Source organism: Streptomyces sp. NPDC018019 (assembly GCF_044327805.1).
Lineage (GTDB): Bacteria > Actinomycetota > Actinomycetes > Streptomycetales > Streptomycetaceae > Streptomyces.
Window position 1 is genome coordinate 255,620 of record NZ_JBIRGD010000013.1, and the last position, 24,394, is coordinate 280,013.

General features: G+C 74.3%; 23 protein-coding genes. 11 read left to right on the forward strand and 12 right to left on the reverse strand.

What is annotated here, in order from left to right; genetic code table 11:
* Positions 1-31: 31 nt before the first annotated feature.
* On the reverse strand, positions 32-613 hold the full coding sequence (locus ACH4FX_RS22645) for a TerD family protein (RefSeq protein WP_398481595.1): 582 nt from the start codon (positions 611-613) through the stop codon (positions 32-34).
* A gap of 531 nt (positions 614-1,144) precedes the next feature.
* Here ACH4FX_RS22645 and ACH4FX_RS22650 point away from each other — a divergent pair.
* Positions 1,145-1,348 (forward strand): cold-shock protein, encoded by a 204-nt coding sequence (locus ACH4FX_RS22650; protein WP_398481597.1) that lies wholly within the window; start codon positions 1,145-1,147, stop codon positions 1,346-1,348.
* A 165-nt stretch (positions 1,349-1,513) separates the two neighbouring features.
* On the opposite strand, the gene ACH4FX_RS22655 is transcribed toward ACH4FX_RS22650, so the two are convergent.
* From ACH4FX_RS22655 to ACH4FX_RS22665, 3 genes are all read right to left on the reverse strand, one after another.
* Positions 1,514-2,839, reverse strand: a complete 1,326-nt coding sequence (locus ACH4FX_RS22655; protein ID WP_398481599.1) for an aspartate aminotransferase family protein — start codon at positions 2,837-2,839, stop codon at positions 1,514-1,516.
* On the reverse strand, positions 2,836-3,690 hold the full coding sequence (locus ACH4FX_RS22660) for a nitrilase-related carbon-nitrogen hydrolase (protein WP_398481601.1): 855 nt from the start codon (positions 3,688-3,690) through the stop codon (positions 2,836-2,838). The genes ACH4FX_RS22655 and ACH4FX_RS22660 overlap by 4 nt, the downstream gene beginning before the upstream one ends.
* Positions 3,691-3,829: 139 nt before the next feature.
* Positions 3,830-5,365, reverse strand: a complete 1,536-nt coding sequence (locus ACH4FX_RS22665) for a hypothetical protein (protein ID WP_398481603.1) — start codon at positions 5,363-5,365, stop codon at positions 3,830-3,832.
* Between the two features lie 368 nt (positions 5,366-5,733).
* On the opposite strand from ACH4FX_RS22665, the gene ACH4FX_RS22670 reads away from it, so the two are divergent.
* Together ACH4FX_RS22670 and ACH4FX_RS22675 are read left to right on the forward strand one after the other, a co-directional pair.
* Positions 5,734-7,293: an FAD-dependent oxidoreductase gene (locus ACH4FX_RS22670; protein WP_398481605.1), complete on the forward strand. Its 1,560-nt coding sequence runs from the start codon at positions 5,734-5,736 to the stop codon at positions 7,291-7,293.
* A 216-nt stretch (positions 7,294-7,509) separates the two neighbouring features.
* Entirely contained in the window at positions 7,510-8,445 is a 936-nt protein-coding gene (locus ACH4FX_RS22675; protein WP_398481607.1) for an MBL fold metallo-hydrolase, read from the forward strand.
* On the opposite strand, the gene ACH4FX_RS22680 is transcribed toward ACH4FX_RS22675, so the two are convergent.
* Positions 8,442-9,287: a helix-turn-helix domain-containing protein gene (locus ACH4FX_RS22680; RefSeq protein WP_398481609.1), complete on the reverse strand. Its 846-nt coding sequence runs from the start codon at positions 9,285-9,287 to the stop codon at positions 8,442-8,444. The genes ACH4FX_RS22675 and ACH4FX_RS22680 overlap by 4 nt on opposite strands.
* Positions 9,288-9,628: 341 nt before the next feature.
* Here ACH4FX_RS22680 and fabG point away from each other — a divergent pair, with 341 nt between their 5' ends.
* From fabG to ACH4FX_RS22700, 4 genes are all read left to right on the forward strand, one after another.
* On the forward strand, positions 9,629-10,333 hold the full coding sequence (gene fabG / locus ACH4FX_RS22685) for a 3-oxoacyl-ACP reductase FabG (protein WP_398481611.1): 705 nt from the start codon (positions 9,629-9,631) through the stop codon (positions 10,331-10,333).
* A 297-nt stretch (positions 10,334-10,630) separates the two neighbouring features.
* The gene (locus tag ACH4FX_RS22690) at positions 10,631-11,062 is read left to right on the forward strand and encodes a MarR family winged helix-turn-helix transcriptional regulator (RefSeq protein ID WP_398481613.1); all 432 of its coding nucleotides are present in this window, start codon (positions 10,631-10,633) and stop codon (positions 11,060-11,062) included.
* The gene (locus ACH4FX_RS22695) at positions 11,059-12,576 is read left to right on the forward strand and encodes an MFS transporter (RefSeq protein ID WP_398481614.1); all 1,518 of its coding nucleotides are present in this window, start codon (positions 11,059-11,061) and stop codon (positions 12,574-12,576) included. Before ACH4FX_RS22690 ends, ACH4FX_RS22695 begins: the two co-directional genes overlap by 4 nt.
* Before the next feature lie 13 nt (positions 12,577-12,589).
* Positions 12,590-13,141 (forward strand): isochorismatase family protein, encoded by a 552-nt coding sequence (locus ACH4FX_RS22700; protein ID WP_398481616.1) that lies wholly within the window; start codon positions 12,590-12,592, stop codon positions 13,139-13,141.
* On the opposite strand, the gene ACH4FX_RS22705 is transcribed toward ACH4FX_RS22700, so the two are convergent.
* The 4 genes from ACH4FX_RS22705 to ggt all read right to left on the reverse strand — a co-directional run bounded on the left by ACH4FX_RS22705 (position 13,122) and on the right by ggt (position 17,727).
* Complete coding sequence (locus tag ACH4FX_RS22705) at positions 13,122-13,784, reverse strand: TetR/AcrR family transcriptional regulator (protein ID WP_398481618.1); 663 nt, start codon at positions 13,782-13,784, stop codon at positions 13,122-13,124. The genes ACH4FX_RS22700 and ACH4FX_RS22705 overlap by 20 nt on opposite strands.
* Positions 13,781-15,307 carry an amidase gene (locus ACH4FX_RS22710; protein ID WP_398481620.1) on the reverse strand — a complete coding sequence of 509 codons (1,527 nt, stop codon included), beginning with the start codon at positions 15,305-15,307 and terminating at the stop codon, positions 13,781-13,783. Before ACH4FX_RS22710 ends, ACH4FX_RS22705 begins: the two co-directional genes overlap by 4 nt.
* 67 nt (positions 15,308-15,374) lie before the next feature.
* Positions 15,375-15,836, reverse strand: coding sequence for a MarR family winged helix-turn-helix transcriptional regulator (locus ACH4FX_RS22715; RefSeq protein WP_398481622.1), 462 nt, complete (start codon positions 15,834-15,836; stop codon positions 15,375-15,377).
* 55 nt (positions 15,837-15,891) lie between these two features.
* Positions 15,892-17,727 (reverse strand): gamma-glutamyltransferase, encoded by a 1,836-nt coding sequence (gene ggt / locus ACH4FX_RS22720; RefSeq protein ID WP_398481624.1) that lies wholly within the window; start codon positions 17,725-17,727, stop codon positions 15,892-15,894.
* A 247-nt stretch (positions 17,728-17,974) separates the two neighbouring features.
* Here ggt and ACH4FX_RS22725 point away from each other — a divergent pair, with 247 nt between their 5' ends.
* The gene (locus tag ACH4FX_RS22725; protein ID WP_398481625.1) at positions 17,975-18,718 is read left to right on the forward strand and encodes a hypothetical protein; all 744 of its coding nucleotides are present in this window, start codon (positions 17,975-17,977) and stop codon (positions 18,716-18,718) included.
* Positions 18,719-18,738: 20 nt separating this feature from the next.
* Here the strand turns inward: ACH4FX_RS22725 and ACH4FX_RS22730 are convergent, their stop codons facing one another.
* Entirely contained in the window at positions 18,739-20,277 is a 1,539-nt protein-coding gene (locus ACH4FX_RS22730) for a carboxylesterase/lipase family protein (protein ID WP_398481627.1), read from the reverse strand.
* Positions 20,278-20,484: 207 nt separating this feature from the next.
* Here ACH4FX_RS22730 and ACH4FX_RS22735 point away from each other — a divergent pair, with 207 nt between their 5' ends.
* Positions 20,485-20,886, forward strand: coding sequence for a DUF1992 domain-containing protein (locus tag ACH4FX_RS22735; protein WP_398481629.1), 402 nt, complete (start codon positions 20,485-20,487; stop codon positions 20,884-20,886).
* 57 nt (positions 20,887-20,943) lie between these two features.
* Here the strand turns inward: ACH4FX_RS22735 and ACH4FX_RS22740 are convergent, their stop codons facing one another.
* Both ACH4FX_RS22740 and ACH4FX_RS22745 read right to left on the reverse strand, forming a co-directional pair.
* Positions 20,944-21,708, reverse strand: coding sequence for a LysE family translocator (locus ACH4FX_RS22740; RefSeq protein WP_398481631.1), 765 nt, complete (start codon positions 21,706-21,708; stop codon positions 20,944-20,946).
* 63 nt (positions 21,709-21,771) lie between these two features.
* Entirely contained in the window at positions 21,772-22,179 is a 408-nt protein-coding gene (locus tag ACH4FX_RS22745) for a hypothetical protein (RefSeq protein WP_398481633.1), read from the reverse strand.
* A gap of 249 nt (positions 22,180-22,428) precedes the next feature.
* On the opposite strand from ACH4FX_RS22745, the gene ACH4FX_RS22750 reads away from it, so the two are divergent.
* Positions 22,429-22,875, forward strand: coding sequence for an RrF2 family transcriptional regulator (locus ACH4FX_RS22750; protein ID WP_398481634.1), 447 nt, complete (start codon positions 22,429-22,431; stop codon positions 22,873-22,875).
* 173 nt (positions 22,876-23,048) lie between these two features.
* Positions 23,049-24,266, forward strand: coding sequence for a globin domain-containing protein (locus ACH4FX_RS22755; protein ID WP_398481636.1), 1,218 nt, complete (start codon positions 23,049-23,051; stop codon positions 24,264-24,266).
* Positions 24,267-24,394: the final 128 nt, after the last annotated feature.

Consider the following 24,394-nt stretch of genomic DNA (forward strand, 5'->3'; position numbering starts at 1 on the left):
GCGCCCCGGAGGGCGCGCCCCGGCGACCCGCCTACAGGTGCGAGGCGATGGCCGGCATCAGGTCCTGGAAAGTGCGGCCGTTCGCGGGCTCGCCGATGGCGGCCATTTCCCAGCCGCCGCCGGACCGGCGCACCTTCGCCATGATCTGCGCGGTGTACGGGCCGCCGCCGGTGAGGGTGTAGCGGGCCAGTTCCTGGCCGGTGGTCTCGTCGACCAGACGGCAGAACGCGTTCTGCACCTCGGTGAAGGTCTGCCCGGTGAAGGAGTTCACCGTGAAGACGATCTGGTCGACGCGGGCGGGCACCCGCTGGAGGTCGACGAGGATCACCTCGTCGTCGTTGCCCTGTCCCGCGCCGCCCACCAGGTTGTCGCCGGTGTGCCGCACGGAGCCGTCGTCGCTGATCAGGTGCTGGAAGAAGACGACGTCGACGGGCTCCTGGCCGGCGAACAGCACGGCGGAGGCGTCCAGGTCGATCTCGCGGGCCATCAGCTTGGCGAGGAAGCCCTTGCGGGCGGCGGCCTGCCAGCCCAGGCCCATACGGACCACGCTGAGTTCGCCCCCGCCGGACTTGCTCAGACTGATCTTCTGACCCTTGTCCAGGTTCACGGTCATGCTGTCACTCCTGCGTCGGGATGGCGTACCCGGGCAGGGCGGCGGCCGCCGCCACCGGCCGGGGATCGCAAATCTACAGCACTGTAGAGGTAATGGTGAAGTAAAGACAGGAGGTTGCGAGGGGGTGGCGCGGGCGCCGGACGGGTGGACAGTTGGCGGGCCCCGCCGGAATGTTCACAGCGGGGCCCAGTCGTACGGTACCCAGCGGGACGCGCCCACAACAGACCGCGTCGGCGCTTTTCACCCCTGCCGGCCGCCGCCGGACCCGCCCGCCGGGAGGCCCCCGCCGCCACTCCCCGCGGAGCCCGCCGACACGCGGGATCACTGTCGGTACCGGCGCGACGACAGCACGTGTGCTACGGTCGTTCCCAGTTGCAGTTTTGGTACCCATGAACGTCATGTGCGCCTGACGGTATGTAACCGTCGGGCGCATTTTGTTTCTGCCGGTCACATCCGGATGGGCTCAATTGCGGCGACCCTGGAGCCCGCGCAGTGCGGGATCCTCAACTGCCTCGATCGAAGGATAGGGACATGGCAACCGGCACCGTGAAGTGGTTCAACTCCGAAAAGGGCTTCGGCTTCATCGAGCAGGACGGCGGCGGTGCCGACGTCTTCGCGCACTACTCCAACATCCAGGCCCAGGGCTTCCGCGAGCTGCAGGAAGGCCAGAAGGTCACCTTCGACGTCACGCAGGGCCAGAAGGGCCCGCAGGCGGAGAACATCGTCATCGCCTGAGCGCGGACGGCGCAACGGCTCACGGCACGAGCCGGAAGTCACCCGGACGGGTGGCTTCCGGCTCGTGTTGTTTCCGCGTCCGGGAATGCCGTACGGGACCGCCGTCCGCCCGGCGTGCACCCGGGCGAGTGCATTCCGCCGGTGCCTCCCGTCCGGCGGAAGCGCCTAACCGGGTGTCAGCTCCCGCTCGGCCGCCCGCAGCGCCTCCGCGAGGATCGCGGCGCCCTGCTCCGCCTCCTCCACGGTCAGCGAGAGCGGGGGCGCGATGCGCAGCACGGCGCCCGTCAGGCCGCCCTTGCCGATCAGCAGGCCGCGCTCGCGGGCGGCCTCCAGGACGAGTTCCGCCCCCCGCGGCGACGGCTCGTCGGTGCCGGGGACGGTCAGCTCGACGCCGATCATCAGGCCGCGTCCACGGACCTCCCGTACGGTCCCGAGTCCCGCGCCGACGGCCCGCAGCCGCTCGGCGAGCAGGCCGCCGACGCGCCGGGCGTTGCCCTGGAGGTCGTGTTCCAGGAGGTGGTCCAGGTTGGCCAGGGCCGCCGCCATGGTGACCGGGCTGCCGCCGAACGTGGAGAGGGAATGGGCGCCGAGGCAGTTCATCACGTCGGCGCGGGCGACGACACCGCCGACGGACATGCCGTTGCCGATCCCCTTGGCGAAGGTGAGCAGGTCCGGCGGCCCGTTCCCGGCGTGCGCCTGCCAGCCCCAGAAGTGGTCGCCGGTCCGGCCCCAGCCGGTCTGCACCTCGTCGGAGATCCACAGGATGCCGTGCCGGTCGAGCACTTCGCGGAAGGCCGCGTACAGCCCGTCGGGCGGCGAGGTGAAACCGCCGACGCCCTGGACCGGCTCGGCGATCAGCGCCGCGACGCCCGCCGTCTGGCCCAGCAGGTCCTCCAGGTCGGCGACGCAGGCGTCGATGTACGCGGCGTCGGACAGTCCGGCGTACGGGCCACGGGTGCGCACGCCTCCATGCACGTACAGCGTCTGGAGCGGGGACAGGCCGGTCGGTGACCAGCCGGCGTTGCCCGTGACGCCGATGGCCGAGAAGGACCGGCCATGGTAGCTGTTGCGCATCGCCAGGATCTGGTTGGAGCGCCGGTACACCGTCGCCAGCAGGAGCGCGGTGTCGTTCGCCTCCGTACCGGAGGTGGTGAAGAAGACCCGGGCGTCGGGGATGCCGGAGAGGGCGGCGATCCGCTCCGCCAGGTCGACCATGGGGCGGGACAGGTACTGCGTCGAGGTGTGCAGGATGCGGCCGGCCTGCTCGGCGACCGCCTTGGTCACCGCGGGCAGCGCGTGGGCGGTCATGGTGGTGAGGATGCCGCCGAAGAAGTCCAGGTAGCGGTTGCCGTCCGCGTCCCAGACGTGGCGTCCCTCGCCGTGCGTCAGCTCGATGGGCCGGTCGTACAGCAGCGTCAGCCAGTCGGGGAGCACCGCGCGGTGCCGGGCGTGCAGGCCGGTGGCGGCCGGCCCGGCGTCCGGGGCCGTCACGGCCGGACCAGCCCCTCGTACGCGTCGGGCCGGCGGTCCCGGTAGAAGGCCCACTGCTGCCGCACCTCGTCGATGAGGCCGAAGTCCAGGTCGCGGACGACCAGCTCCTCCTTGGTGTCGCTGGCGACCTCACCGACGAACTGCCCGCGCGGGTCCACGAAGTAGCTCGTCCCGTAGAAGTCGTTGTCGCCGTACTCCTCGACGCCGACCCGGTTGATCGCGGCGACGAAGTACTCGTTGGCGACCGCGGCGGCGGGCTGCTCCAGCTGCCACAGATAGGCGGACAGGCCGCGGGAGGTGGCGGACGGGTTGTAGACGAGCTGGGCGCCGTTGAGGCCCAGCTGGCGCCAGCCCTCGGGGAAGTGCCGGTCATAGCAGATGTAGACGCCGATCCGGCCCACGGCGGTGTCGAAGACCGGCCAGCCGAGGTTGCCCGGCTTGAAGTAGTACTTCTCCCAGAAACCCTTGACCTGCGGGATGTGGTGCTTGCGGTAGGTGCCGAGCACAGTGCCGTCGGCATCGATGACGGCCGCGGTGTTGTAGTAGAAACCGGACTGCTCGACCTCGAAGACCGGCACCACGATCACCATGCCGGTCTCCCGGGCCAGTTCCTGCATCCGGCGGGTGGTGGGGCCGTCGGGCACCGGCTCGGCCCAGCGGTAGTGCTCCGGCTCCTGGACCTGGCAGAAGTACGGGGCGTTGAAGACCTCTTGGAAGCCGATCACCTGCGCGCCCTGCGCGGCCGCCGCCCTGGCGTGCTCCTCGTGCTTCGCGATCATTGATTCGGTGTCGCCGGTCCAGGACGCCTGAACCAGTGCGGCGCGTACGACGTTACGGACAACATCGGCCATGAGCTGCTCCTTCGTCGAGCCGTCGGCCAGCGGGCCATGCGGATCTACGCGTGTGGAGCGACCGTAGGCCCCGGGCAGCGGTGAGGCAAGACCGGCACCGCCGCGGCGCCGGGGGCGGCCCGGGGCGCACGGCGCGGGGTCAGACGCCCGCGCCCCCGGCGCGCAGGGCGTGGGTGATGTCGCGGTGGCGGTGCGGCGAGACACCGGCGGCGGCGTCGAGGAGCAGCGGGGTCAGTTCGCCCGGTGCGCTCGCGGTCGCTTCCACCGCCTCCTCCGGCGTACGGGCCCGTACAAGCGCCGCGAACAGTTCGCGGGCCTCGGCCGGGCGGCCCGCGCCGAGCAGCGCCAGCGCCGTCCGCGCCACTTCCTCGACGGGACGGGCGACGCCCTGGCGCAGCAGTCGCACGCTCTCGGCAGCGCGGCCGGCGGCGGTCAGCGCGTCGGCGGCGGCGGCGAGCCGGGCGGGCGGCAGGCAAGCCACCTCCCAGAGCAGTGTGGGCACCTCAGCCGCCAGGCCCGTGTTCTCCAACTCGGCTACGAGGGCGGGGAGTTGGGCGGGATGTGCGTGCGCGGCGGCGCACAACAGGGCGTGTGCTTCACCTCCGCGTCCGGCCGCCCGCAGCCGGGCGAGTCGGGCGGCACCGGCCGAGGCGGGAGAGACGCCGCCGGGCGCGGCGGCGGGGTGGGGGGTGCCGGGTGCGTTCGGAGTGCCAGGGGGTGCCTGGGGTTCTCGGGGCGCCTGTTCCTGAGGTGTCGGCGTGGGTGCCGTGAGCGGGGGGTGTGCGCGGTTCTCCGCCGTACGGTTCGCTGCTGCGCGGTCGCCTGCCGTACGGGACTCCGCCGTACGGGGCTCCGCCACCCGGGACCCGCCTTTGCGGCCCCATCGTGGGGTGCCGCCGTCCGGCCGGGCCTCGTGCAGACCGGCGAACCGCGCGCCGCGGGGAGCCGACGTGCCGGGCGCGGCGGCGGGGGCCGCGGCGGGGGCGGGCCCGGCATCCTCCGGGGCTTCCAGCCCGGCGAAGCGCGCGCCCCGGGGCCGGGGGCGCAGCGCCGACGGCTCCGCGGTCACTCCCGGCTTCGCGGCCGGTCCCGGCTCCGGGGCCTCCGGTGTCTCCTCCGTAGCCATGACGGGGCCGGTGACGCCGACCGGGAAGCGGCGGCTCGCCGCCGCGCTCGCCAGCGCGTCGAGGCGGTGCTGGAGTTCACGTGCCCGCGCGCCGGACCGCACGTGGTCGTCGCGTGCCCAGGCCAGTTCGTCCGCCAGCCGCGCCGCGTCGGGACCGCCCGCCGCCGCCAGGAGCGCGGCACGCAACTCCCGTTCGCGCAGGGCCGCGTACTGCCGCTCGCGCAGCATCAGGTCCAGCCGGTCACCGAGGTGCGCGGAGGCGCCCGGCCGGGCGTCGTACGCCGCGACCGCCTCCTCGTGGAGCCGGCGCGCCCGCGGTCCCGCGGTGCGCACCGCGTGCTCGCCGCGCCGGCCCGCGAGGTCGTGCAGCAGCGACTCCACCACGTCCCAGGGCGGTACGTCCGTACCGTCCAGGCAGGCCCGCAGCCCCTCGGGGTCGCGGAGCGAGAAGACCGCGTACCATCCGGCCGTCTCGTCGAGCATCCGCGTCAGCCCGCGCAGGAACCGCGCGAACTCCGCCACCGGCGCTTCCCGTTGTTCCGCCGTCACGTTCCCCTCTCCCCTCCCCCGGTCCCCGTGCGCCCGCCCGCTCCCACCTCATGCCCGACCCGCATTCGACACCAGCCGTGTTTCGGCCTCGATTACGTCCGTGCTACGCGCGTTTTTCCGGCCCCTCCCGGCCGGGGGAACTGCGGCCACCCGCCGCTGTCGGCTATGGAGCCCGGTCTGCGGTCCTGGCTGGGAAACTCCGGTCGCGCCATCACCGGCGCCGCGCACCCCGGGTACCGGGGGCGCGCCGGGTGTCACTACCCCCAGGGCCGGGGCGACCGCCGCCCGGTCCCCGGCCACAGGCCCGTCCGGGGGAGCCGGGGCGTGGGCGTGCTTCGGGGGCGGGACAGAGGGGCACCCGCTGTCGCATGACCGACAACGATGGACCGTCCGGCCTGGACGAGTCGTACTGGATCGCCACGACCCCCGGCACGTCCTATCCGCCGCTCACCGAGGACGCCGAGGCCGACGTGACGGTGCTCGGTGGCGGGATCGCCGGGCTGAGCACGGCCTGGGAGCTGGCCCGGACCGGCCGCCGGGTCGTCGTGCTGGAGGCGGACCGGATCGCCGCCGGGGTCACCGGCTACACCACCGCCAAGCTCTCGTCCCTGCACACCCTGGTCTACGACCGGCTGCGCCGTACCCGCGGCCCCGAGGGCGCCCGCCACTACGCGGAGTCCCAGCAGGCCGCCGTCGAGCACGTCGTCGAGACCGCGGGCCTGCTGGGCGTCGACTGCGACCTGGAACGGGGGCCCGCGTTCACCTACGTGAGGGACCCGGACAGCGCCGGGCAACTGCGCGCGGAGGCGGAGGCGGCGCGGGATGCCGGGCTGCCGGCGTCGTTCGTGACCGAGACGGGGCTGCCGTTCCCCGTGGCGGGCGCGGTGCGGGTCGAGGACCAGGCCCAGTTCCACCCGCGCAAGTACCTGCTCGCACTGGCGGCGGACCTCCGCTCCCGCGGCGGCGTCATCCACGAGCGCACCCGCGCCACCGGCCTCCACGAGGGCTCGCCCTGCCGGGTGACGACCGAGTCGGGCGCCACCGTCACCTCGCGGGACGTCGTGGTGGCCACCCATTACCCGGTCTTCGACCGCGCCCTGCTGTTCACCCGGCTGTCGCCGCGCCGGGAGGTCGTGGTGGCCTCCCCCGTGGACGCCGGCCGCGACCCCGGCGGCATGTTCATCACGGAGGAGGAGGGCAAGCGGTCGGTACGCACCGCGCCGTACGGGGACGGGCGCCGGCTGCTGATCGTCACGGGCGAGACCTTCAAGCCGGGCACGGCGGACGCCGGCGAGAAGTTCGCGCGGCTGACCGCATGGACCCGGCGGCACTTCCCCGGTACGGAGGTGGCATACCGGTGGGCGACCCAGGACAACGACGCCACCGACACCGTCCCGCTGATCGGGCCGTTCCACCCGGCCGCCCGCCACACCTACGTCGCCACCGGGTTCGGCGGCTGGGGCCTGAGCGGCGGCGTGGCCGCCGGGCGCCTGCTGACCGGCCTGATCGCCGGGGACCCGCCGCCGTGGGCCGGTCTCTACGACCCGCGCCGGCTGTGGAGCGCCGTCCGTGAAGCGCCCGCCTTCCTCAAGCACCAGGCCGAGGTCGGCCGGCACTTCATCGGCGACCGGCTGCGTACGACGCACGCCGACTCGGTGGCGGACATCGCGCCCGGCTCCGGCGCGATCGTCCGGGTGGGCGGCAGGCGCTGCGCGGTGCACCGGGACGAGGACGGGACCACCCGGGCGGTGTCGGCGCGCTGCACCCACCTGGGCTGCCTGGTCGCGTTCAACGCGACGGAGAAGGCGTGGGAGTGCCCGTGCCACGGCTCCCGCTTCGCGCCGGACGGCTCGGTGCTCCAGGGACCGGCCACGGAGCCGCTGGAGCCGCGGGACGTGGGGCAGCGGTCCGGTGGGTCCGGCACGTGACCCTGGTCACCGCCGCTCCGGGTCCCGGCCCGAGCTGGAGCGGCGGGGCCGGGCGGAAGGCGAACCATCAGCCGGCTTGAGTGGGTGCCGCAGACAGTTGGTGAGTACATTGGCCCCTTGCGGAGCCGGGTGACCGTTCCCGCGGGGTTCGCCGCCGGGTCCGTACGCCGCGTCATCCGGCGGCAGCGGTGCCGCCCGAGAGAATGGACCTCTTCCTTGACCACGCCCCGCCTCGTTCCGCTCTCCCCGACCACCTGGGCGTGGACGCATGACAGCACCGCCTGGGGCTACAGCAACTGCGGCCTGGTCGCGTCCGACGGCGAAGCGCTCCTGATGGACACTCAGTTCACCCTGGAGGGCACCCGGGAGCTGCTGGCCGCGGTCGCCGGCGCGGTGCCGGACGCGACGATAACCACCGTGGTCAACAGCCATCAGAACGGCGACCACACGTGGGGCAACGAACTGGTCCGGGGCGCGGAGATCATCACCTCCGAGGCGTCCGCCGCCCACCTGTGCCAGGAGATGACCCCGGACATGCTGGCGGCCCTGAGCCGCAGCGAGCCGACCAGCCCGGTGACGGCCTACGCGGTCGAGCACTTCGGCGGTTTCGACTTCGGCGGCATCACCGTCACCGGGCCGACCCGGACCTTCACCGGGAGCCTGGAGCTGACGGTCGGCCGCACGCCGGTACGCCTCCTCGACCTCGGTCCCGGGCACAGCGCGGGCGATGTCGCGCTGCACGTGCCCGGGGACGGCGTGGTGTTCACCGGTGACGCCCTGTTCCGCGGCGGCCACATGATCGTCTGGTCGGGCTCGCTCTCGTCGTGCGTCAGGGCCTGCGACACGCTGCTGGCCACCGGCGCCACGGCCTTCGTGCCGGGCCACGGGGAGATCACGGACCGGGCGGGGCTGACGCACTTCCGCGACGAACTGTCCCGGATCTTCGAGACGGCCACCGGGCACGCGCGCGCGGGTACGGAACTGGCCGAGGCGGCCCGCCTGGTCAAGGCCGCGCACGCCGGCGACCTGGCGCACCCCGAGCGGCTGTTCACCGCAGTCGCGGCGGCCTACCGGGAGGCGGGCGTGCCGGACGTGCCGTCCACGACGTTCGAGCTGGTCGAGGGCATGGCCCGGCTCGCGTCCGCCGCCTAGCCGGGCACGGGCCCGCCCGGCGCGGGTGGGCCCGACGCCGTCCCGCCCTCCACCGAGTAGTCCGACGGCACCACCAGCATGAGCCGCTGCGTACGGTCGCTGAGCGGCGCGAAGCAGCGGAAGGTGACCTCGAACTCCTCGTCGCCGTGACCGGGCAGGTACAGCCAGCGCCGGTCGCCGTCCGGGTGCGTGACCGTCGTGAGGTCGTCGGTGAGCAGCCGGGCCGCGACCTTGTCGCGCTCCTTGATCTCCGCGACGACCTCCGCGAGCCTGCGGTTCTCCGGCTGCTCGGCGGCGGTCAGCCGCAGCTGGGAAGCCATCGGCTTGGCCCAGTCCTCCTCCCAGTTGATCAGCTGGAGGCGGGCTTCGGGGTACGTCAGCGCCCAGATCATGACGTTGATGCCGTGCTTCATCCACGGCCAGTCCTTCTCGCACGCCGCGTTGTACAGGAGCACGTCCCACGCCGAGTCCGACAGGTACGCCGGCCACGGCTGCACCTGGATGAGCGCGGACGTCGAGGGATCGACCGTGCCGGACGGGCGGTAGAGCGGCGGCGGCACCTGGCCCCGCGCGTAGACGAAGAGGGTGTGCCGCTGGGCCTCGTCGAGGTCCAGGATGCGCACGATGCGCTCCAGCCACTCGCTCTTCGGCCGCTCGATCCGGCCGGACTCCAGTCTGCGGTACCAGCCCTCGGTGACGCCGGTGAGCACGGCCATCTCGGCCTGGGTGATGCCGAGCCGGTCACGGTGGCCGAATTTGGCGGTGAAACCCGGCACCTGGTTGGGGTCCCGCGGGCCGCGCCAGTCGCGCAGGAAGTCGCCGAGCCGGTGTTTACGGGACATCCGCCACCAAACTCCCTCCGGTTCGGTAAAAGGATCGAAAAGTTATGGCCGACTTTATCGCCACTCCGTTACGCCTCGACCGAGCCCTCCGGCCACCCGACGACCTCGAAAATCCCACCAAATCACACATCCATCGCATTCCCTCGGCCGAAGCGGCACACCGCCCACCGGAACTCCCAGTACCGGTCACCCCATGTGATCACCGCCGGACGAGAACGGTCGGCCGGTCTGTGCCAGAGTGACTGACCGCGGCAGGGCGTCCGGGCGGCGCCCCGCGCAGCGCCCCGCCGCCGGACCACCGGCACGGCCGGGCACATCAGCAGTGTGATCGAGAGGGACCCATGAGCCGCAGCGTCTTCATCACCGGTGGAAACCGGGGTATCGGCCTGGCGATCGCTCGGTCCATGGCCGCCGACGGGGACAAGGTCGCCGTCACCTACCGCTCGGGCGAGCCGCCCGCCGGCGTACTGGGCGTCCAGTGCGACATCACCGACCCGGAGCAGGTCGAGGCGGCGTTCCGGCAGATCGAGGAGGCGCACGGCCCGGTCGAGGTCCTGGTGGCCAACGCCGGCATCACCCGTGACGCCCTGCTGATGCGCATGTCCGAGGACGACTTCGGCGAGGTGGTCAGCACCAACCTCACCGCCGCGTACCGGCTGGCCAAGCGGGCCACCCGCGGCATGCTGCGGGCCCGCAAGGGCCGCATGATCTTCATCGGCTCGACCGTCGGCCTGCGCGGCGAGACGGGCCAGGCGAACTACGCGGCGGCCAAGGCCGGCCTGGTCGGCCTCGCCCGCTCCATCGCCCGCGAACTGGGCTCGCGCGGGATCACCGCCAACGTGGTCACCCCCGGCCTCACCGAGACCGACATGACCGCGGCCCTCTCCCAGGAACGCCTGGACGCGATGCTGCAGGAGATCCCACTGCGCAAGGCCGCCCGCCCGGAGGACATCGCCGCGGTGGTGCGCTGGCTGGCCGGCGAGGACGCGTCGTACATCACCGGCGCCGTCATCCCGGTCGACGGCGGCGCCGGCATGGGCCACTGACCCGGCCCCACCGCACCTTCTTCGCACACCTCCCGCGCCCCGCTCCCGGGGCGTGGGCAAGGACGACCATCCCCGCACGGGGCGGTGCCGTGAGCGCTTGGACGGGGGTCAGGCGCTCACGCACCGGGGGTGGGATGCCTGTGAGGCGCCGAATCCGGCGCCTCACAGGCTTTGGCGTTTCCGGGCCCCTTCATCATTGTCATGAGCGCGCCTGAACGGGCCCCAGCTCCGGGCGGCACCCTCTCGTAATCAACAGGAAGACTTGCAAGTTCACCTGCCGGGATCTACGGTGCCGCCATGCCCGACAAGGATCAGGAACGCCTGGCGACCGACCTCGGCGCCACCGTGAGTCTCCTCATGCGACAGCTGCGCGCCGTCTCGCACGCGAGCGGGCTGACCGCCTCGCAGCGTGCGGCGCTCGCCCGTATCGACGCCGAGGGGCCCACCACCATCGCGGCGCTGGCCCGTGCGGAGTTCGTCCGGCCCCAGTCGATGCGGATGACGGTCGGGGCCCTGGAAGACCAGGGGCTCCTGCGGCGGGACCCGCATCCGACCGACGGCCGGCAGGTCGTCTTCTCCTTCACCGAGGAGGGGCGGCGCGTCCTCGCCGACGCCCGGCAGGCCAAGCACAACTGGCTCGCCGTCGCCATCGCCGAACGCCTCGGCCCGGCCGAACAGCGCACGCTGGCCGAGGCGACCGAGCTGCTGAAGCGGCTGATACAGGAATGAGGGCGAAGGGGGCGACGGCCGGGGGAAGTGCCGCCGATGCGGCGCCCGCGGAGACCGAGCGGGGGTTCGGGGCCCGGCTGATGACGCCGTTGCTGCTCGGCTCGGTCCTCAATCCGATCAACTCGACGATGATCGCCACCTCGTTGGTGGCCATCGCCCGGGACTTCCGCGTCGGCGCCGCCGACACCGCCTGGCTCATCTCCGCCATGTACCTGGCCAGCGCGGTCGCCCAGCCGTCCATGGGCCGGCTGGCCGACCGGCTGGGCCCGCGCCGGGTCTTCACCGCGGGGCTGGTGACGGTGCTCGTCGCCGGTCTGGCCGGCGCCCTCGCGCCCACCATCACGCTGTTGATCCTCTCCCGCGTCGTACTCGGGGTGGGGACCTCGGCGGCGTACCCGGCCGCGATGGCGATCCTGCGGACCGAGGCGGAACGGGTGGGCCGCGGCACGCCGCGCACCGTCCTGGGGCGGCTGTCCCTCGCCGCCCTGGGCAGCGCGGCCGTGGGGCCGGCGCTCGGCGGGCTGCTGGCGGCGACCGCGGGCTGGCGCGCGGTCTTCGCGGTGAACGTCCCGCTCGCCCTCATCGCCCTCGCCTGCGCGGTGGCCTGGCTGCCTGCGGACGGCCCCCGGAGGGCCCCCGGCCGCGGCGCGGAAGCAACGGCGGAGGCAGGTGCGGGGGCGGGTACGGCGGCCCGTGCGGGATCGCTCGACCCGCTGGGCATCGCGTTGTTCGCGGCCACGCTGACCGTCGGCATGTTCTTCCTGCTGGACCTCGCCCACCCCCGATGGCTGCTGCTGGCACCGACCGCCGTGCTCGCGGCCGTACTGGCGCGGTGGCAGCTGCACCACCCAGCGCCCTTCCTGGACCTGCGGATGCTCGCCCGCAACGGCGCGCTGCTCCGCACCTACCTCCGGCACGGCCTGGCGTATCTCGTCATCTACTGCGTCCTGTACGGATACAGCCAGTGGCTGGAGGAGGCCCACGGCTACAGCGCCTTCCACGCCGGGCTGATCATGCTGCCGATGTCCGGGGCGGCGGCCGTCTGTTCCCTCGCCGGTGCCCGGACGAAGGGCATCCGGGCCCCGCTCACCGCCGCCGCGGTGTGCCTCGCCGCCGGCGCCGGTGTCTGCCTCCTGCTGGGCGGCGGTACGCCGTTGGCCGTCCTGCTGCTCACCGGTGTGCTCTTCGGCGTCCCCCAGGGCCTCGCCGCCACCGGCAACCAGGCCGCGCTCTACGCGCAGGCACCGGCCGACGGCATCGGCGCGGCGGCCGGGTTCCAGCGCACCGCGCAGTACCTGGGCGCGATCACCTCGTCGAGCCTCATCGGACTGCTGTACGGGCAGCGGGCCACGGACGCGGGGCTGCACGAGATCGCCGTCGTCGGGCTCGTCCTCGGTGTGCTGCTGCTCGTCCTGACGGTCGCGGACCGCACGTTGCGGCCCCGGCCCGCTCCGCCCCGTACGCCCTCGGAGCCTCTCGAACCCGTACGGCCCCGTACGTCCCACCACCACTAGGAGCACCCACCCCATGCCCGTCACCACACTCGACCCCACCACCGCCCTGGTCCTGATCGACCTTCAGAAGGGGATCACCGCGCTGCCGACCGCCCACCCCGCCGCCGGAGTCGTGGAGCGTTCCGCGCGGCTCGCCGCCGCCTTCCGCGCGCGGGGCCTGCCCGTGGTGCTCGTCAACGTCACGGGCGGCGCTCCGGGCCGCACCGAGGCCGCGCGTCCTGGGGGCACACCGCCGGCCGACTGGGCCGAGCTGGTGCCGGAACTCGGCCGGCAGCCGTCGGACATCCTCGCTACCAAGCAAACCTGGGGCGCCTTCCACGGCACCGGTCTCGACGCGGAGCTGCGCCGCCGGGGCGTCACGCAGATCGTGCTGGCGGGTATCGCGACCAGCATCGGGGTGGAGTCCACCGCACGCGCCGCGCACGAGCACGGCTACCACGTCACCGTCGCGACGGACGCGGTGACCGACCTGGACGAGGAGGCGCACCGCCGCAGTCTGGAGAAGATCTTCCCCCGGCTGGGCGAGACCGGCCCGACGGAGGCGGTCATCGGCCTGCTGGGCTGACGGGACCGGGCGGCGGCACGGACGTATCGGGCCGCGGGGCGTCCGCGGCGGCCGTCGGGGCGGCGCCCCTGGCCAGGAGCAGCAGGGCGTCGACCAGGTCCTCGGCGGACGCACCGGTGGCCAGGCGCCGCAACTGCTGCCCCGCCACCAGGGCGACCACCGTGCCGGCCAGCCGCTCGGCGTCCGCGACGCCCAGCGCCGTCAGGATGCGGGCCGCCAGCCGGTCGTACGCGGCGAAGCACTCGGCCGCCGCGGCCCGCAGCCGCTCGTCGCGCCCGGCCTGGACGTACAGCTCGAACGGCGCTATGTGCTCGCTGTCGAACTCCGTGCCGCCCGCGACCTGGCCGACCAGCGCCGCCGCCTCGGCGAGGCCGATCCGGTCGAGGCGGCTGTCGCCGGCCAGTTCGGTGAACCGCCGGGTCTCCTCGTCGACGAAGCGCAGCAGGCTCTCCCGCAACAGGTCGTGCTGCGTCGCGAAGTGGTACGTCACCGAGCCCAGCGACACACCGGCCTCCTTCGCGATGCGCCGGTTGGTGACGGCGGCGATGCCGTCCCGCCCGATGATGCGCAGGACGGCACCGATGATGCAGCGCCGGGTGTCCCCCGCCGGAGCCGGGCCGGAAGCCGGGCCCGGGCCGGTCACCGGCCCACCGCGTCCGCCGGGCCGTCGGCGTCCGCCGCCCCGACCGGGTGCGGCGCCGCCCGTCCCGTACGCGCCGGCCGCTCCGGCGGCACCGTCTGCGGCCGGCCGGCCGCCATCCGCACCTCGGGCCACCGCTCGTACCACCGCAGTTCCGCCTCCAGCTGGGCCGCCAGCGAGATCAGCAGGGGTTCCGAGTGGGACGGGCCGAGGAGCTGGGCGCCCAGCGGGAGGCCGCCCGCCGTGAAGCCGGCGGGCACGCTGATGCCGGGCCAGCCGAGGACGTTCCACGGCCAGGCGTACGGACACGCGGCGATCATCGCCCGGTCCGTCTGCCAGCCGCTCATCTTGGCGAGGGTGCCGATGCGCGGCGGCGGCGCGGCGGTGGTCGGCGTCAGGACGAGGTCGTACGGGCCGAACAGCGCGCCCACCCGCCGGTGCTGGCGCCGCTCCGCCGCCCGCGCCCGGCGCAGTACCGGCCCGCCGAGCAGCCGCGCGAGCCGCGCCGCGTCGCGCGTACGGCGGTCCAGCAGGGTGCGGTCGGGCGCCCGGGCCACCCACTCCCGGACGCCCGTCGTCGCCCGCGGCACGAACGCGAGCCCGATCAGCCCGTAGTCCGGTTCGGCCTCCTCCACCTGGTGGCCCAGGCCGGCGAGGGTGCGGGCGAGCGCGGTGACGGCGGACCGCACCTCCGGGTGGAGCGGTGTGGGCGTACCGGTGAAGGCCGGTTTCCAGGAGAGCGCGATGCGCAGCCGCCCCGGGTCGCGGTCCGCCGCCGCGCGGGCCGCGACGGGGCGGGGCCGGTGCAGGTCGCCGGCGTGGTTGCCGGCGGCGGCGTCGAGCAGCAGCGCCGCGTCGCGGACCGTGCGGGCCAGCGGGCCGAGCACCGTGACGCCCTGGAAGGACTCCGCGTCGGGCCAGGTCGAGATGCGGCCGCGCTGCGGCTTGATGCCGACGAGGTGGGTCCAGGCGGCGGGGATGCGGACCGAGCCCGCGCCGTCCGTGCCGAGGGCGGCGGGGACGAGTCCGGCGGCGACCGCGGCGGCCGAGCCGCCCGACGAACCGCCCGGTGTGTGGCCGGGGTTCCACGGGTTGCGGGTCTCGCCGAACGCGGGCCCCTCGGTGAACGGCCACTGTCCCAGTTCGCAGGCGTTGGTCTTGCCGACGATCACCGCACCGGCCGCGCGCAGCCGCCGTACGGCCTCGGAGTCCGCGGCCTTGGGCGGGAACGCGCCCGCGCAGCCGAACGCGGTGGGCTCGCCCGCCACGTCGGTGTCGTCCTTGACGGCGACCGGCACGCCGAGCAGTGGCCGCCGCTCCCCCGCCGCCAGGCGCCGGTCGGCCGCGGCGGCCTCGGCGAGCGCGGCCTCGGCGCGGACCCGCCGGAAGGCGTTGAGCGTGCCCTGGGTGGCGTCGATGCGCTCCAGCGAGCGGCGCACCAGCTCCCCCGACGTGACCTGACCGGCCGCCAGCGCCGCCGCCTGTTCGGCCAGGCCCTCGTACGGCCCGCTGTCCCGTGTGCCCATGGCTTCCCCCTGCCGGACTGTTCGTTCGAACGAACGACTCCGACGGTAACCGGGCCGGGCAGTCGCTTCAACGGTGCTCGTGCCCCAGTTCCGCGAGGCGGCTCAGGGCCGGCAGCGCGTCGGCGAGGGCCTGCCGCTGATCGGGGGTCAGCCGGGCCACCAGGGGCTCCAGGTGGCGGGTGCGGACCTCGTGGCGGGACCGGCCGACGCGCCGGCCCGCCTCGGTGATGTGGACGAGGACGGCGCGCCCGTCGCTGGGATCGGGACGGCGCTCCACCAGGCCGTCCCGCTCCAGCCGGGTGACCAGTTGGGTGATGCCGGGCTGGCTGACCGGTGCGGCCCGGGTCAGTTCGGTCAGCCGCACCGGGCCGTCGTGGAACGCCAGGCGGTCGAGCACCGACAGCGTCGTGAACGAGAGCTTCTCCGGGACGGGGAGCCGGGCGTAGAAGCGGTGGAAGGCCTCGATCGCCGTGGTGAAGGCGTCCACGTCCAGGTCGCGGGCCGGGGCGGGGTTCAGATCGTCGTGCACACCGGAAACCTATCGGCTTTTTACTTAAGTCGCTTATGCAGCTGCGCCCCGGCGGTCAGCCCTTCGGCCGGACGACCATCGCCGATCCGCCGCCGCGTCGCACCTTCTCCGCCGCCGCCAGCCAGCGGCCGTCCGGCAGGCGCTGCACACCGGTCGCGGCGCCGATCTCCGGGTTGCGGCCGAACGTGTGGCCGATCGCCTCCAGTTGCGCGCGGACCGGGCTGTTCCACAGGCCGGGTTCCAGCTCGGTGGTGGCAGCGTTGCGCTGGCTGGCGCGGGGCGCGGCGATGGCGTCGACCAGCGGCATCCCGCGGTCCAGGTGGTTCAGCAGGCTCTGCAGGACCGTCGTGATGATCGTCGCGCCGCCGGGCGAGCCCAGCGCCACGACCGGACGGCCGCCGTGCAGCACGATCGTCGGGGACATCGAGGACCGCGGGCGCTTGCCGGGCCCCGGCAGGTTCGGGTCGTGCACGGCCGGGTCCGCCGGGGCGAAGGAGAAGTCCGTCAGCTCGTTGTTGAGCAGGAAACCGCGGCCCGGTACGACGATGCCGCTGCCGCCGGTCTGCTCGATGGTGAGGGTGTACGCGACGACGTTGCCCCACTTGTCGGCGACGGTCAGATGGGTGGTGTTCTCCCCCTCGTACGTCGTCGGCGCGGCCCGGCCACCGGCCGCGCAGGGCCGCGGGTGCCGCGGGTCGCCGGGCGCCAGCGGGCTGGTGAGCACCGCGTCGTCCTTGATCAGGCAGGCCCGGGAGTCGGCGAAGCGCTGCGAGGTCAGGCCGCGCGTCGGCACGTTCTCGAACTCCGGGTCGCCCACCCAGCGCCCGCGGTCGGCGAAGGCGATGCGGCTCGCCTCGATGTAGCGGTGCAGGTAGTCCTTCTCGCTCAGCTTCGACAGGTCGGTGTGCTCCAGGATGTTGAGCGCCTCGGCGATGCTGGTGCCGCCGGAGGAGGACGGGGCCATGCCGTACACGTCCAGGCCGCGGTAGCGGGTCCGGGTCGGCGCCTGGCGGCGCACCTCGTACTCCCGCAGGTCCTTGACCGTCAGGTCGCCGGGCCGCACCTTGCGCTGGGCGCCGGGGCGCACCGGTGGCTTGCGGACGGTGCGTACGACGTCCTTGCCGAGCCGTCCGCGGTACATCGCGTCGGCGCCCTTGTCCCCCAGTTCCTTGTACGTACGGGCCAGATCCGGGTTCTTGAGGGTGGAGCCGACGGCCGGCAGCTTGCCGCCGGGCAGGAACAGGCGGGCGGAGGCGGGGAAGTCGCGGAAGCGCGCCTCGTTGGCGGCGGTCTGCGAACGGAACGTCGCATCGACCGTGAAGCCGTCGCGGGCGAGCTTCTCGGCGGGCTTGAGGAGTTCGCGCAGCGGGCGGGTGCCCCAGCGTTCCAGCGCGGTGTCCCAGGTGGCGGGCGTGCCGGGGGTGCCGACGGACAGGCCGCTGGTGACCGCCTGGTCGAACGGGATCGGCTTGCCGTTCTCCAGGAAGAGGCCGCGGTCCGCGCTGAGCGGCGCGGTCTCGCGGCCGTCGAGGGTGCGTATGGTGCGGGACTTGGCGTCGTACGAGACGAAGTAGCCGCCGCCTCCGACACCGGCGGAGTAGGGCTCGGTGACGCCGAGGGCCGCCGCGGTGGCGACCGCGGCGTCCACCGCGTTGCCGCCCTTGCGCAGCACCTCGATGCCGGCGGCGGAGGCGTCGGCGTCCACGCTGGCGACCGCGCCGCCGTAACCGACCGCCACCGGCACCTTCGGCGGGGCCTGCGCGGCGGGCACCGCGGCCGGGGACGACGGCGGGGCGGCGGCCGGGGACTGGGCGGCGGCCGGGACGGCGGCCGGTGCGACGGAGAGGGCGGCCACCACCCCCAGTACGGAAAGTCGGCGGACCGGTGTCATACGGCGTTCCCTCCTGGCCTGAGCGGGCGGCAGAGGCCGGAGCCTACCTGCGTGATCACCGGGGCGACAGGGGGCGCGAGGGCGGGGCGCGAAAGGGGCGCGGACGGGTGCGTCCACGCGGTGCCCAAGGGTGCGCCCCACCGCATAGCGGGCGCCGCCCCCATGCCCGTACGGACCCGGGCAAGGCGGGCCGGCCGCCCGCCCCGCGTTCGAACACACTCCCGGACAGCCGCTACGCTCCCCCGCCATGGACGACTCCCTGCTCCTTCCGACCGTGGCGGTGGCCGCCCTCGTCGTGGGCCTGGCCGGCGGCTGGGCCGCACAGGCCGCCGCCGTGCGCCGCAAACTGACCCGCGAGCAGAGCTTCTTCGGCCTGCCCGACGGATCGGAATGCGTGCTGGTCACCCACCGGGACAGCACCTCGGCCCACTGGAGCATCCCGCGGCACGACGCGCTGGCGCTGCTCGGGCTGGCCTCGGTGGTGGAGAACTGCGGGGCGCACGCGGAGGTCGCGCCGCACGACACCGGGCTGCAGGGCTTCGGCGCCCGTACGGAGTTCTGCGTGGGCGACCCGACCGCGCACCGGCGCCTCGCGGCACACATGGCGAACCTGCTGCCGGGGGTCGCCGTCCACCCCGGCGACGAACACGGCATCGGGCGCGGCACCTTCGCCGTCGGCGGTTCGACGTACCGGCTGGAGCCCGGCGCGGTGGAGCACGTCCTGCTGGCCCGGCTCACCGCCGTCGAGAGCGGCCGGCCGGTGTTCCTCGCGGCCGGCCAGCGCCCGGTCACCCACCGCGCCGCGGTCCGGCACCTGGTGCGCAACCGGACGCGGCTGGCCCGCAAGTACGGCGCCGACGGCCAGTTCTGCCTGCTGCTGAAGGTCGTCAACTCACAGGCGTACGGGCCCGACGTGGTGGAGCTGGTCGCGGACGTGACCAAGGCGGCGCTGGCGCCGCCGGAGCCGAAGGGGCACCGCGCCGGCGTGTAGGACGCACACGGCGGCCGGACTCACCCGAAGTACATGACCTCGGGCGCCGGACCGTCGAGGTACGGCCGCCAGTGCGCGAGCCCCGGGCCGTTCGGCGTGCCGGTGGCGGCGAAGGCCGCGAGCGCGCCGCCGAACGCCCGCGCCAGCCGGCGGGCCTCCGCGCCGGCCCGGCCGAGCATCGGGCTGCCGGCAAAGGCGTCGAACGTACCGAAGAGGAACGGCAGTTCCGCGCAGTGGGTGGCGCCCAGCGAGCCGTCGTCACCGTCCGGGGCGCGGTCGAAGCGGTAGACGTACGCGGGTGTCCCCTGCGCGGCGCGGTACCCGGCGATCCGGGTCGCGCCCTCCCGGAACTGCCGGCCGGTGGCCACCTCGGTGAGGAGAGCGGCGGGCGAGGCGTCCGGGCGCAGCCGCGCCAGATCGTCGTAGGCGCACGCCGCCGCGTCGGGGTCGCCGCCGCAGGCGTCCTCGCACATGATCCGCAGCACGTCGTCGCGGGTGAACGCCCGGACCCGCTCGTCGAAGGCCAGGAACGCGGTCATCTCGTCCCGTACCGTGCCGATCAGCAGCCCGGTGCCGCCCAGGGCGCCCTCGGCCGCGGCCCGCTGCGGCGCGTCGGGCAGCAGCGCGCCGCCGCGCACCGGGTACATGGGCGGCGAGAGCCGGCCCGGCCGTGCGCGGTCCTCCGACAGCCGGGCGTACGCGGCGAGCAGCCGCTCCGCCGGCAGCGCGCGCAACCCCCGCAGCACCCCCTCCTCGTGGCCGCTGCCCACCGCTTTCCCCGGCAGTCCGAGCAGGTCCAGGAAGGCCGCCGTGTTCTCGGCCGCCGCGTCCGGGGCCTGGGGAGGCAGGCCCCACGGGCCGCTCTGTGCGATGACCCGGCGCACCAGCGCGCGGGTCTCCGGCGCGACCGCCAGGGCAAGGGCCGAGTACGCGCCCGCGGACTGCCCGCCCACGGTGACACAGGCGGGGTCGCCGCCGAACGCCGCGATGTTCGTGTGCACCCAGCGCAGCACCGCCGCCTGGTCCTGGAGGCCGAGGTTCGCCACACCGGCCTCGGGCAGGCAGAGGTAACCGAGCGGGCCCACACGGTAGTTGGCGGTCACGACGACGAGGTCACCGCGTGCGGCGAGGTGGGCGCCGTCGTACCAGTCCCAGCCGCCGGAGCCGGAGGAGAAGCCGCCGCCGTGGAACCACACCAGCACGGGCCGGCCGGCACCGGAAGCCGCGTCGGACGGCCCCTGCGGGCTCCAGATGTTAAGGGTCAGGCAGCCGTCCTCGGCCCAGTCGGGGACGCGGGTCCCCATGACGCGCTCCAGGCGGGACGGGCCCTGCGGCACGGACGGGCCGGGGCGCGCCGCGTCGCGGACACCGGCCCAGCCCTCGTGCGGGCGGGGCGGCGCGAAGCGCAGCGCGCCCACCGGCGAGGCCGCGTACGGGATGCCGCGGAAGGCGGCCACCGGGGGCGCGTCCGCGTCGCCCTCCGCCACCGGGGCCGGTACGCCGCGCACCCGGCCCCGCTCCGTCTCCACGGTCCGCCACCACTCGTGCTCTGCGGCCATCGGTCAGCCCTTCCTTCCGTCCGTCCCCGTGCAGAACCCGTTCTACGCGACCGGCCGCCGGGACCGTGCCCCTCCCCGCCGCACCGTCCCGTCCGTCCGCTCCAGTACGGCCGCTCCCGCGTCATCCCGGTGTGGTAGTCCTGAAGCAACGGCTCCGGTGCGCCGGGGCCCGGGTGACCGGCCGACCTCCACCCCAAGGAGCACGGGATGACCGAGCGCAAGCCCCCCGGCGTCGACTTCGAGACCTGGACCGACCGGCAGATCCGCGAGGCGGCGGAGCGCGGTGACTTCGCCGGGCTGCCCGGCTTCGGCAAGCCGCTGACCGGCCTCGACAAGCCGTACGACGACATGTGGTGGGTCAAGGAGAAGATGCGCCGGGAGAACCTCTCCTTCCTGCCGCCGACGCTCGCCCTCCGCAAGGAGGCGGAGGACGCCCTCGAAGCCGCCGCACGGGCCCCTTCGGAGCGCGCGGTGCGGCGCATCATCGGCGAGATCAACACGAAGATCGAGGCAGCGATCCGGCAGCCGCCGCCCGGCCCGCCGCTCAACCTGGAGCCGTTCGACACGGACCGCGTGGTGGGCGAGTGGCGGGAGCGGCGGAAGAAGTAGACCGCCCGGACCGGGGACCGGGAGGCGGGGCCTGCGCGCACCGGCTCCGTCCGGACATCAGGACACCGCGTCCGTCGGCCACACCTCGATGCCGGTGGTCTCGTGCCGGGCGAACGGCGCCCGCCGGTCGCCCGTGCCCGTACCCGTGGCCAGCCACCCCGCCAGCCCGAGCATCGCGTACCCCGTCGCCGCGTCCAGCCGCCGCCGTACCCGCCGGGTGATGCCCAGCGCCTTCAGCCGGCCGCCCAGCGCGGCGTAACCGCAGGCGCAGCAGAACTCCACCGCGATGTAGGCCGCCCCCAGGGCACACAGCGGCAGGGCGACGTGCGCCGCGTCGCGGGTGAGGAACTGCGGCAGGAAGACGGTGAAGAGGATCAGCGCCTTCGGGTTGGCCGCCGCGACGACGAACTCCTGCCGGGCCAAGCGGCGGGCGGAGACGGATGGCGTCCGGCCCTGCGGGTCCGTACCACCGGTCCGGCTCCCCGGGTCCGCGTCACCGGCCCGGTCTCCGCGCCGCTCCCCGTCCGCCGGCCGACCGGCCGTGGCCACCGTCCGCGCCCCCAGCCACACCAGGTACGCCACCCCGCCCCACTTGACGAGCGTGAACGCCACCTCCGAAGCGGTCAGCAGCGCGCCGAGACCGGCCGCCACCGCCCCCACCATCAGCGCGAACGCGGCGAACCGGCCCAGTGAGGCGCCGACGGCCGCCCGCGGTCCGTGCCGCAGGCCGTTGCGCAGTGCCAGCAGTTGGTTGGCCCCGGGCGTGGCGGCCAGCAGGACGGCCGCCGGGAGGAACGCGGCCCATTCGACATCGGTCACCATGGGTCCACGCGTACCCCGTGGCGCACCGGGCCGCGCGGGAAGCGGGCGGGCGGCGGCCGGCCGCTACGGGCGCAGCGCCTGCCGTACGGCGTGGCAGGCGTCGATCGCGCGGGTCGTGGCCTGGGTGCACAGCCGGCAGTGCTCGTGACGGCCGGCGTGCATCCGGCACAGGGCGTTGCTGCGTTCGCAGGCGATCACGCACGCGTCGAGCTGGGCACTCAGCAGCCGGGTCTCCGCGCCGCCTTCCCGCAGCAGCAGCCGCAGCGCCGCCCCGGTGACGTCGTGGCAGTCCAGGTCGGCGCGGACCGCCTCCCGCATCCGGTCCGCGTCGTCGGACGCGAGCATGCCGGTGGCGCAGACGAGGACGGCCCGCTCGCAGTCGGCGAGGGCTTCGGCGGCCGGGGCCAGGACGTCGGTGCCGAGCCGGGCCTTGGTGACGACACTGTCGAGGAGTTCGGGGAACGGGAGCATGACGGTCTCCAAAAGCGGTGAGCCGGGCCGGTACCGGCACCGCATCCGGTGGCCGGCGGGTGGCCCGTGGATGCCCTTCGGGCCGACCGTACTGCTGCCCGGCGCGACAGGACAGGCCCGCGGACGGTACGGAGCGGACCGCGTTCGCGACGGCGACCGCCGGGCCCGGATCCGCGACGCCCGGCCGCCCGGTCCGTCCCGTCCCACCCCAAATTGGCATCGCATACTCCAATTCAGTACGGTGTGCACGTGCGCCTGACGAAGAGCACCGACATCGCACTCCGCATCGCCATGCGACTGGCGGTCCTCGGCGACCGGGAGGACGCGCCGACCACCCGCGAGGTGGCCGGGGCGATCCAGGTCCCGTACACCCACGCCGCCAAGGTGGTGAGCAGACTGCAGCACCTCGGCGTCGTGACGGCCCGGCGCGGCCGCAACGGCGGACTGTCCCTGACCGCCGCGGGCCGCACCGGCTCCCTGGGGCGCCTGGTCCGTGAGCTGGAGGGGGTCGGTGACGTGGTGGGCTGCGAGGACGACCCGCCCTGCCCGCTGCGCGGGGCCTGCCGGCTGCGCGGGGCGCTGCGCGCCGCCCAGGAGGCGTTCTTCGCCGCGCTCGACCCGCTGTCCATCGAGGACCTGGTGGGCGCGCCGACCGGCCCGCTGCTGCTCAGCCTGACGTCCCGCCCGGAGGGCTGAACGGCCCTACCGCACACCCCCACCCCGGCTCGTACGCTTGGCACGAAATACGAATCTGAGATGCAAGTTTTTCGCCACGCGTCTCCCCGACCGGCCGCCCCTCAGCCACCTCAAGAGCCTCAGTCCACCGCACAAGCTTCAGAACATCTCAAGAACAGGAACCGGAGCACCCGATGCTGTCCACCCAGTCCGCCGAGACCGTCCGCGCCACCCTGCCCGCCGTCGGATCGGCCATCGGCGAGATCACCCCGCTCTTCTACGAGAAGATGTTCGCCGCCCACCCCGAGCTGCTGCGCGACCTGTTCAACCGCGGCAACCAGTCCAACGGCAGCCAGCGCCAGGCGCTCGCGGGCTCCATCGCCACCTTCGCGACGTACCTGGTGGAGCACCCGGACGAGCGTCCCGACGCGATGCTGGAGCGCATCGCGCACAAGCACGCCTCGCTCGGCGTACGCGCCGACCAGTACCCGATCGTGCGCGAGCACCTGTTCGCGGCCATCGCCGAGGTGCTGGGCGAGGCGGTCACCGAGGAGGTGGCCGCGGCCTGGGACGAGGTGTACTGGCTGATGGCGAACGCCCTCATCGCGCTCGAAAAGCGCCTCTACGAGGAGGCGGGCACGCCGGACGGGGACGTGTGGCGGGAGTACCGCGTGACCGGCCGCTTCCAGGAGACCGACGATGTGGCGACCTTCGTCGTCCAGCCGATGGACGGGGGCCCGCTCCCGGCGTCCCGGCCCGGCCAGTACGTCTCCGTACAGGTCGAACTGCCCGACGGCGCCCACCAGATCCGCCAGTACAGCCTGTCCGGGCAGCCGGACGGCGGTCTGCAGTTCTCCGTGAAGCGGGTCACCGGCGACGCGGCCGGCTCGCCCGCGGGCGAGGTCTCCAACCACCTGCACGACCACGTGCACGGCGGCGAAGTGCTGCGCCTGAGCGCACCGTTCGGCGACGTGGTGCTCGACGAGGGCGACCGCCCGCTGCTGTTCGCCTCGGCGGGCATCGGCTGCACGCCGATGATCGGCATGCTGTCCCGGCTCGCCGCCGACGGCGCCACCCGCCGCATCGTCTCGGTGCACGCCGACCGCTCCCCGTCCACCCACGCCTTCCGCGCCGAGCTGCGGCAGCTGACCGGGAAGCTGGCCGACGCCACGGCGGAGGTCTGGTACGAGCAGACCGGGGCCGCCGGCGCGGACGACGAGGGCGCCGGGGGCCCGGTCACCGTGCACGAGGGCCGTATCGACCTGAGCCGGATCGAGGTCCCGGCCGGCGTCGTCGCCTACCTCTGCGGCCCGGTGCCCTTCATGAAGGCCGCCCGCGGCCAGCTCCTGGCGGCGGGCGTACCGGCGGCGGACATCCACTACGAGGTCTTCGGGCCGGACCTGGGCCTCTGAGCACGACGTGGGGCCCGCCCCCCCGCCCGGCGCCCCCCCCCCCCGCCCCGGCCCCGCCCCCCCCCCCCTAACCAAACCGAAACAAACCCCCGGGTTGCACCGGGGAGAGCGACACCCAAAAAAACACG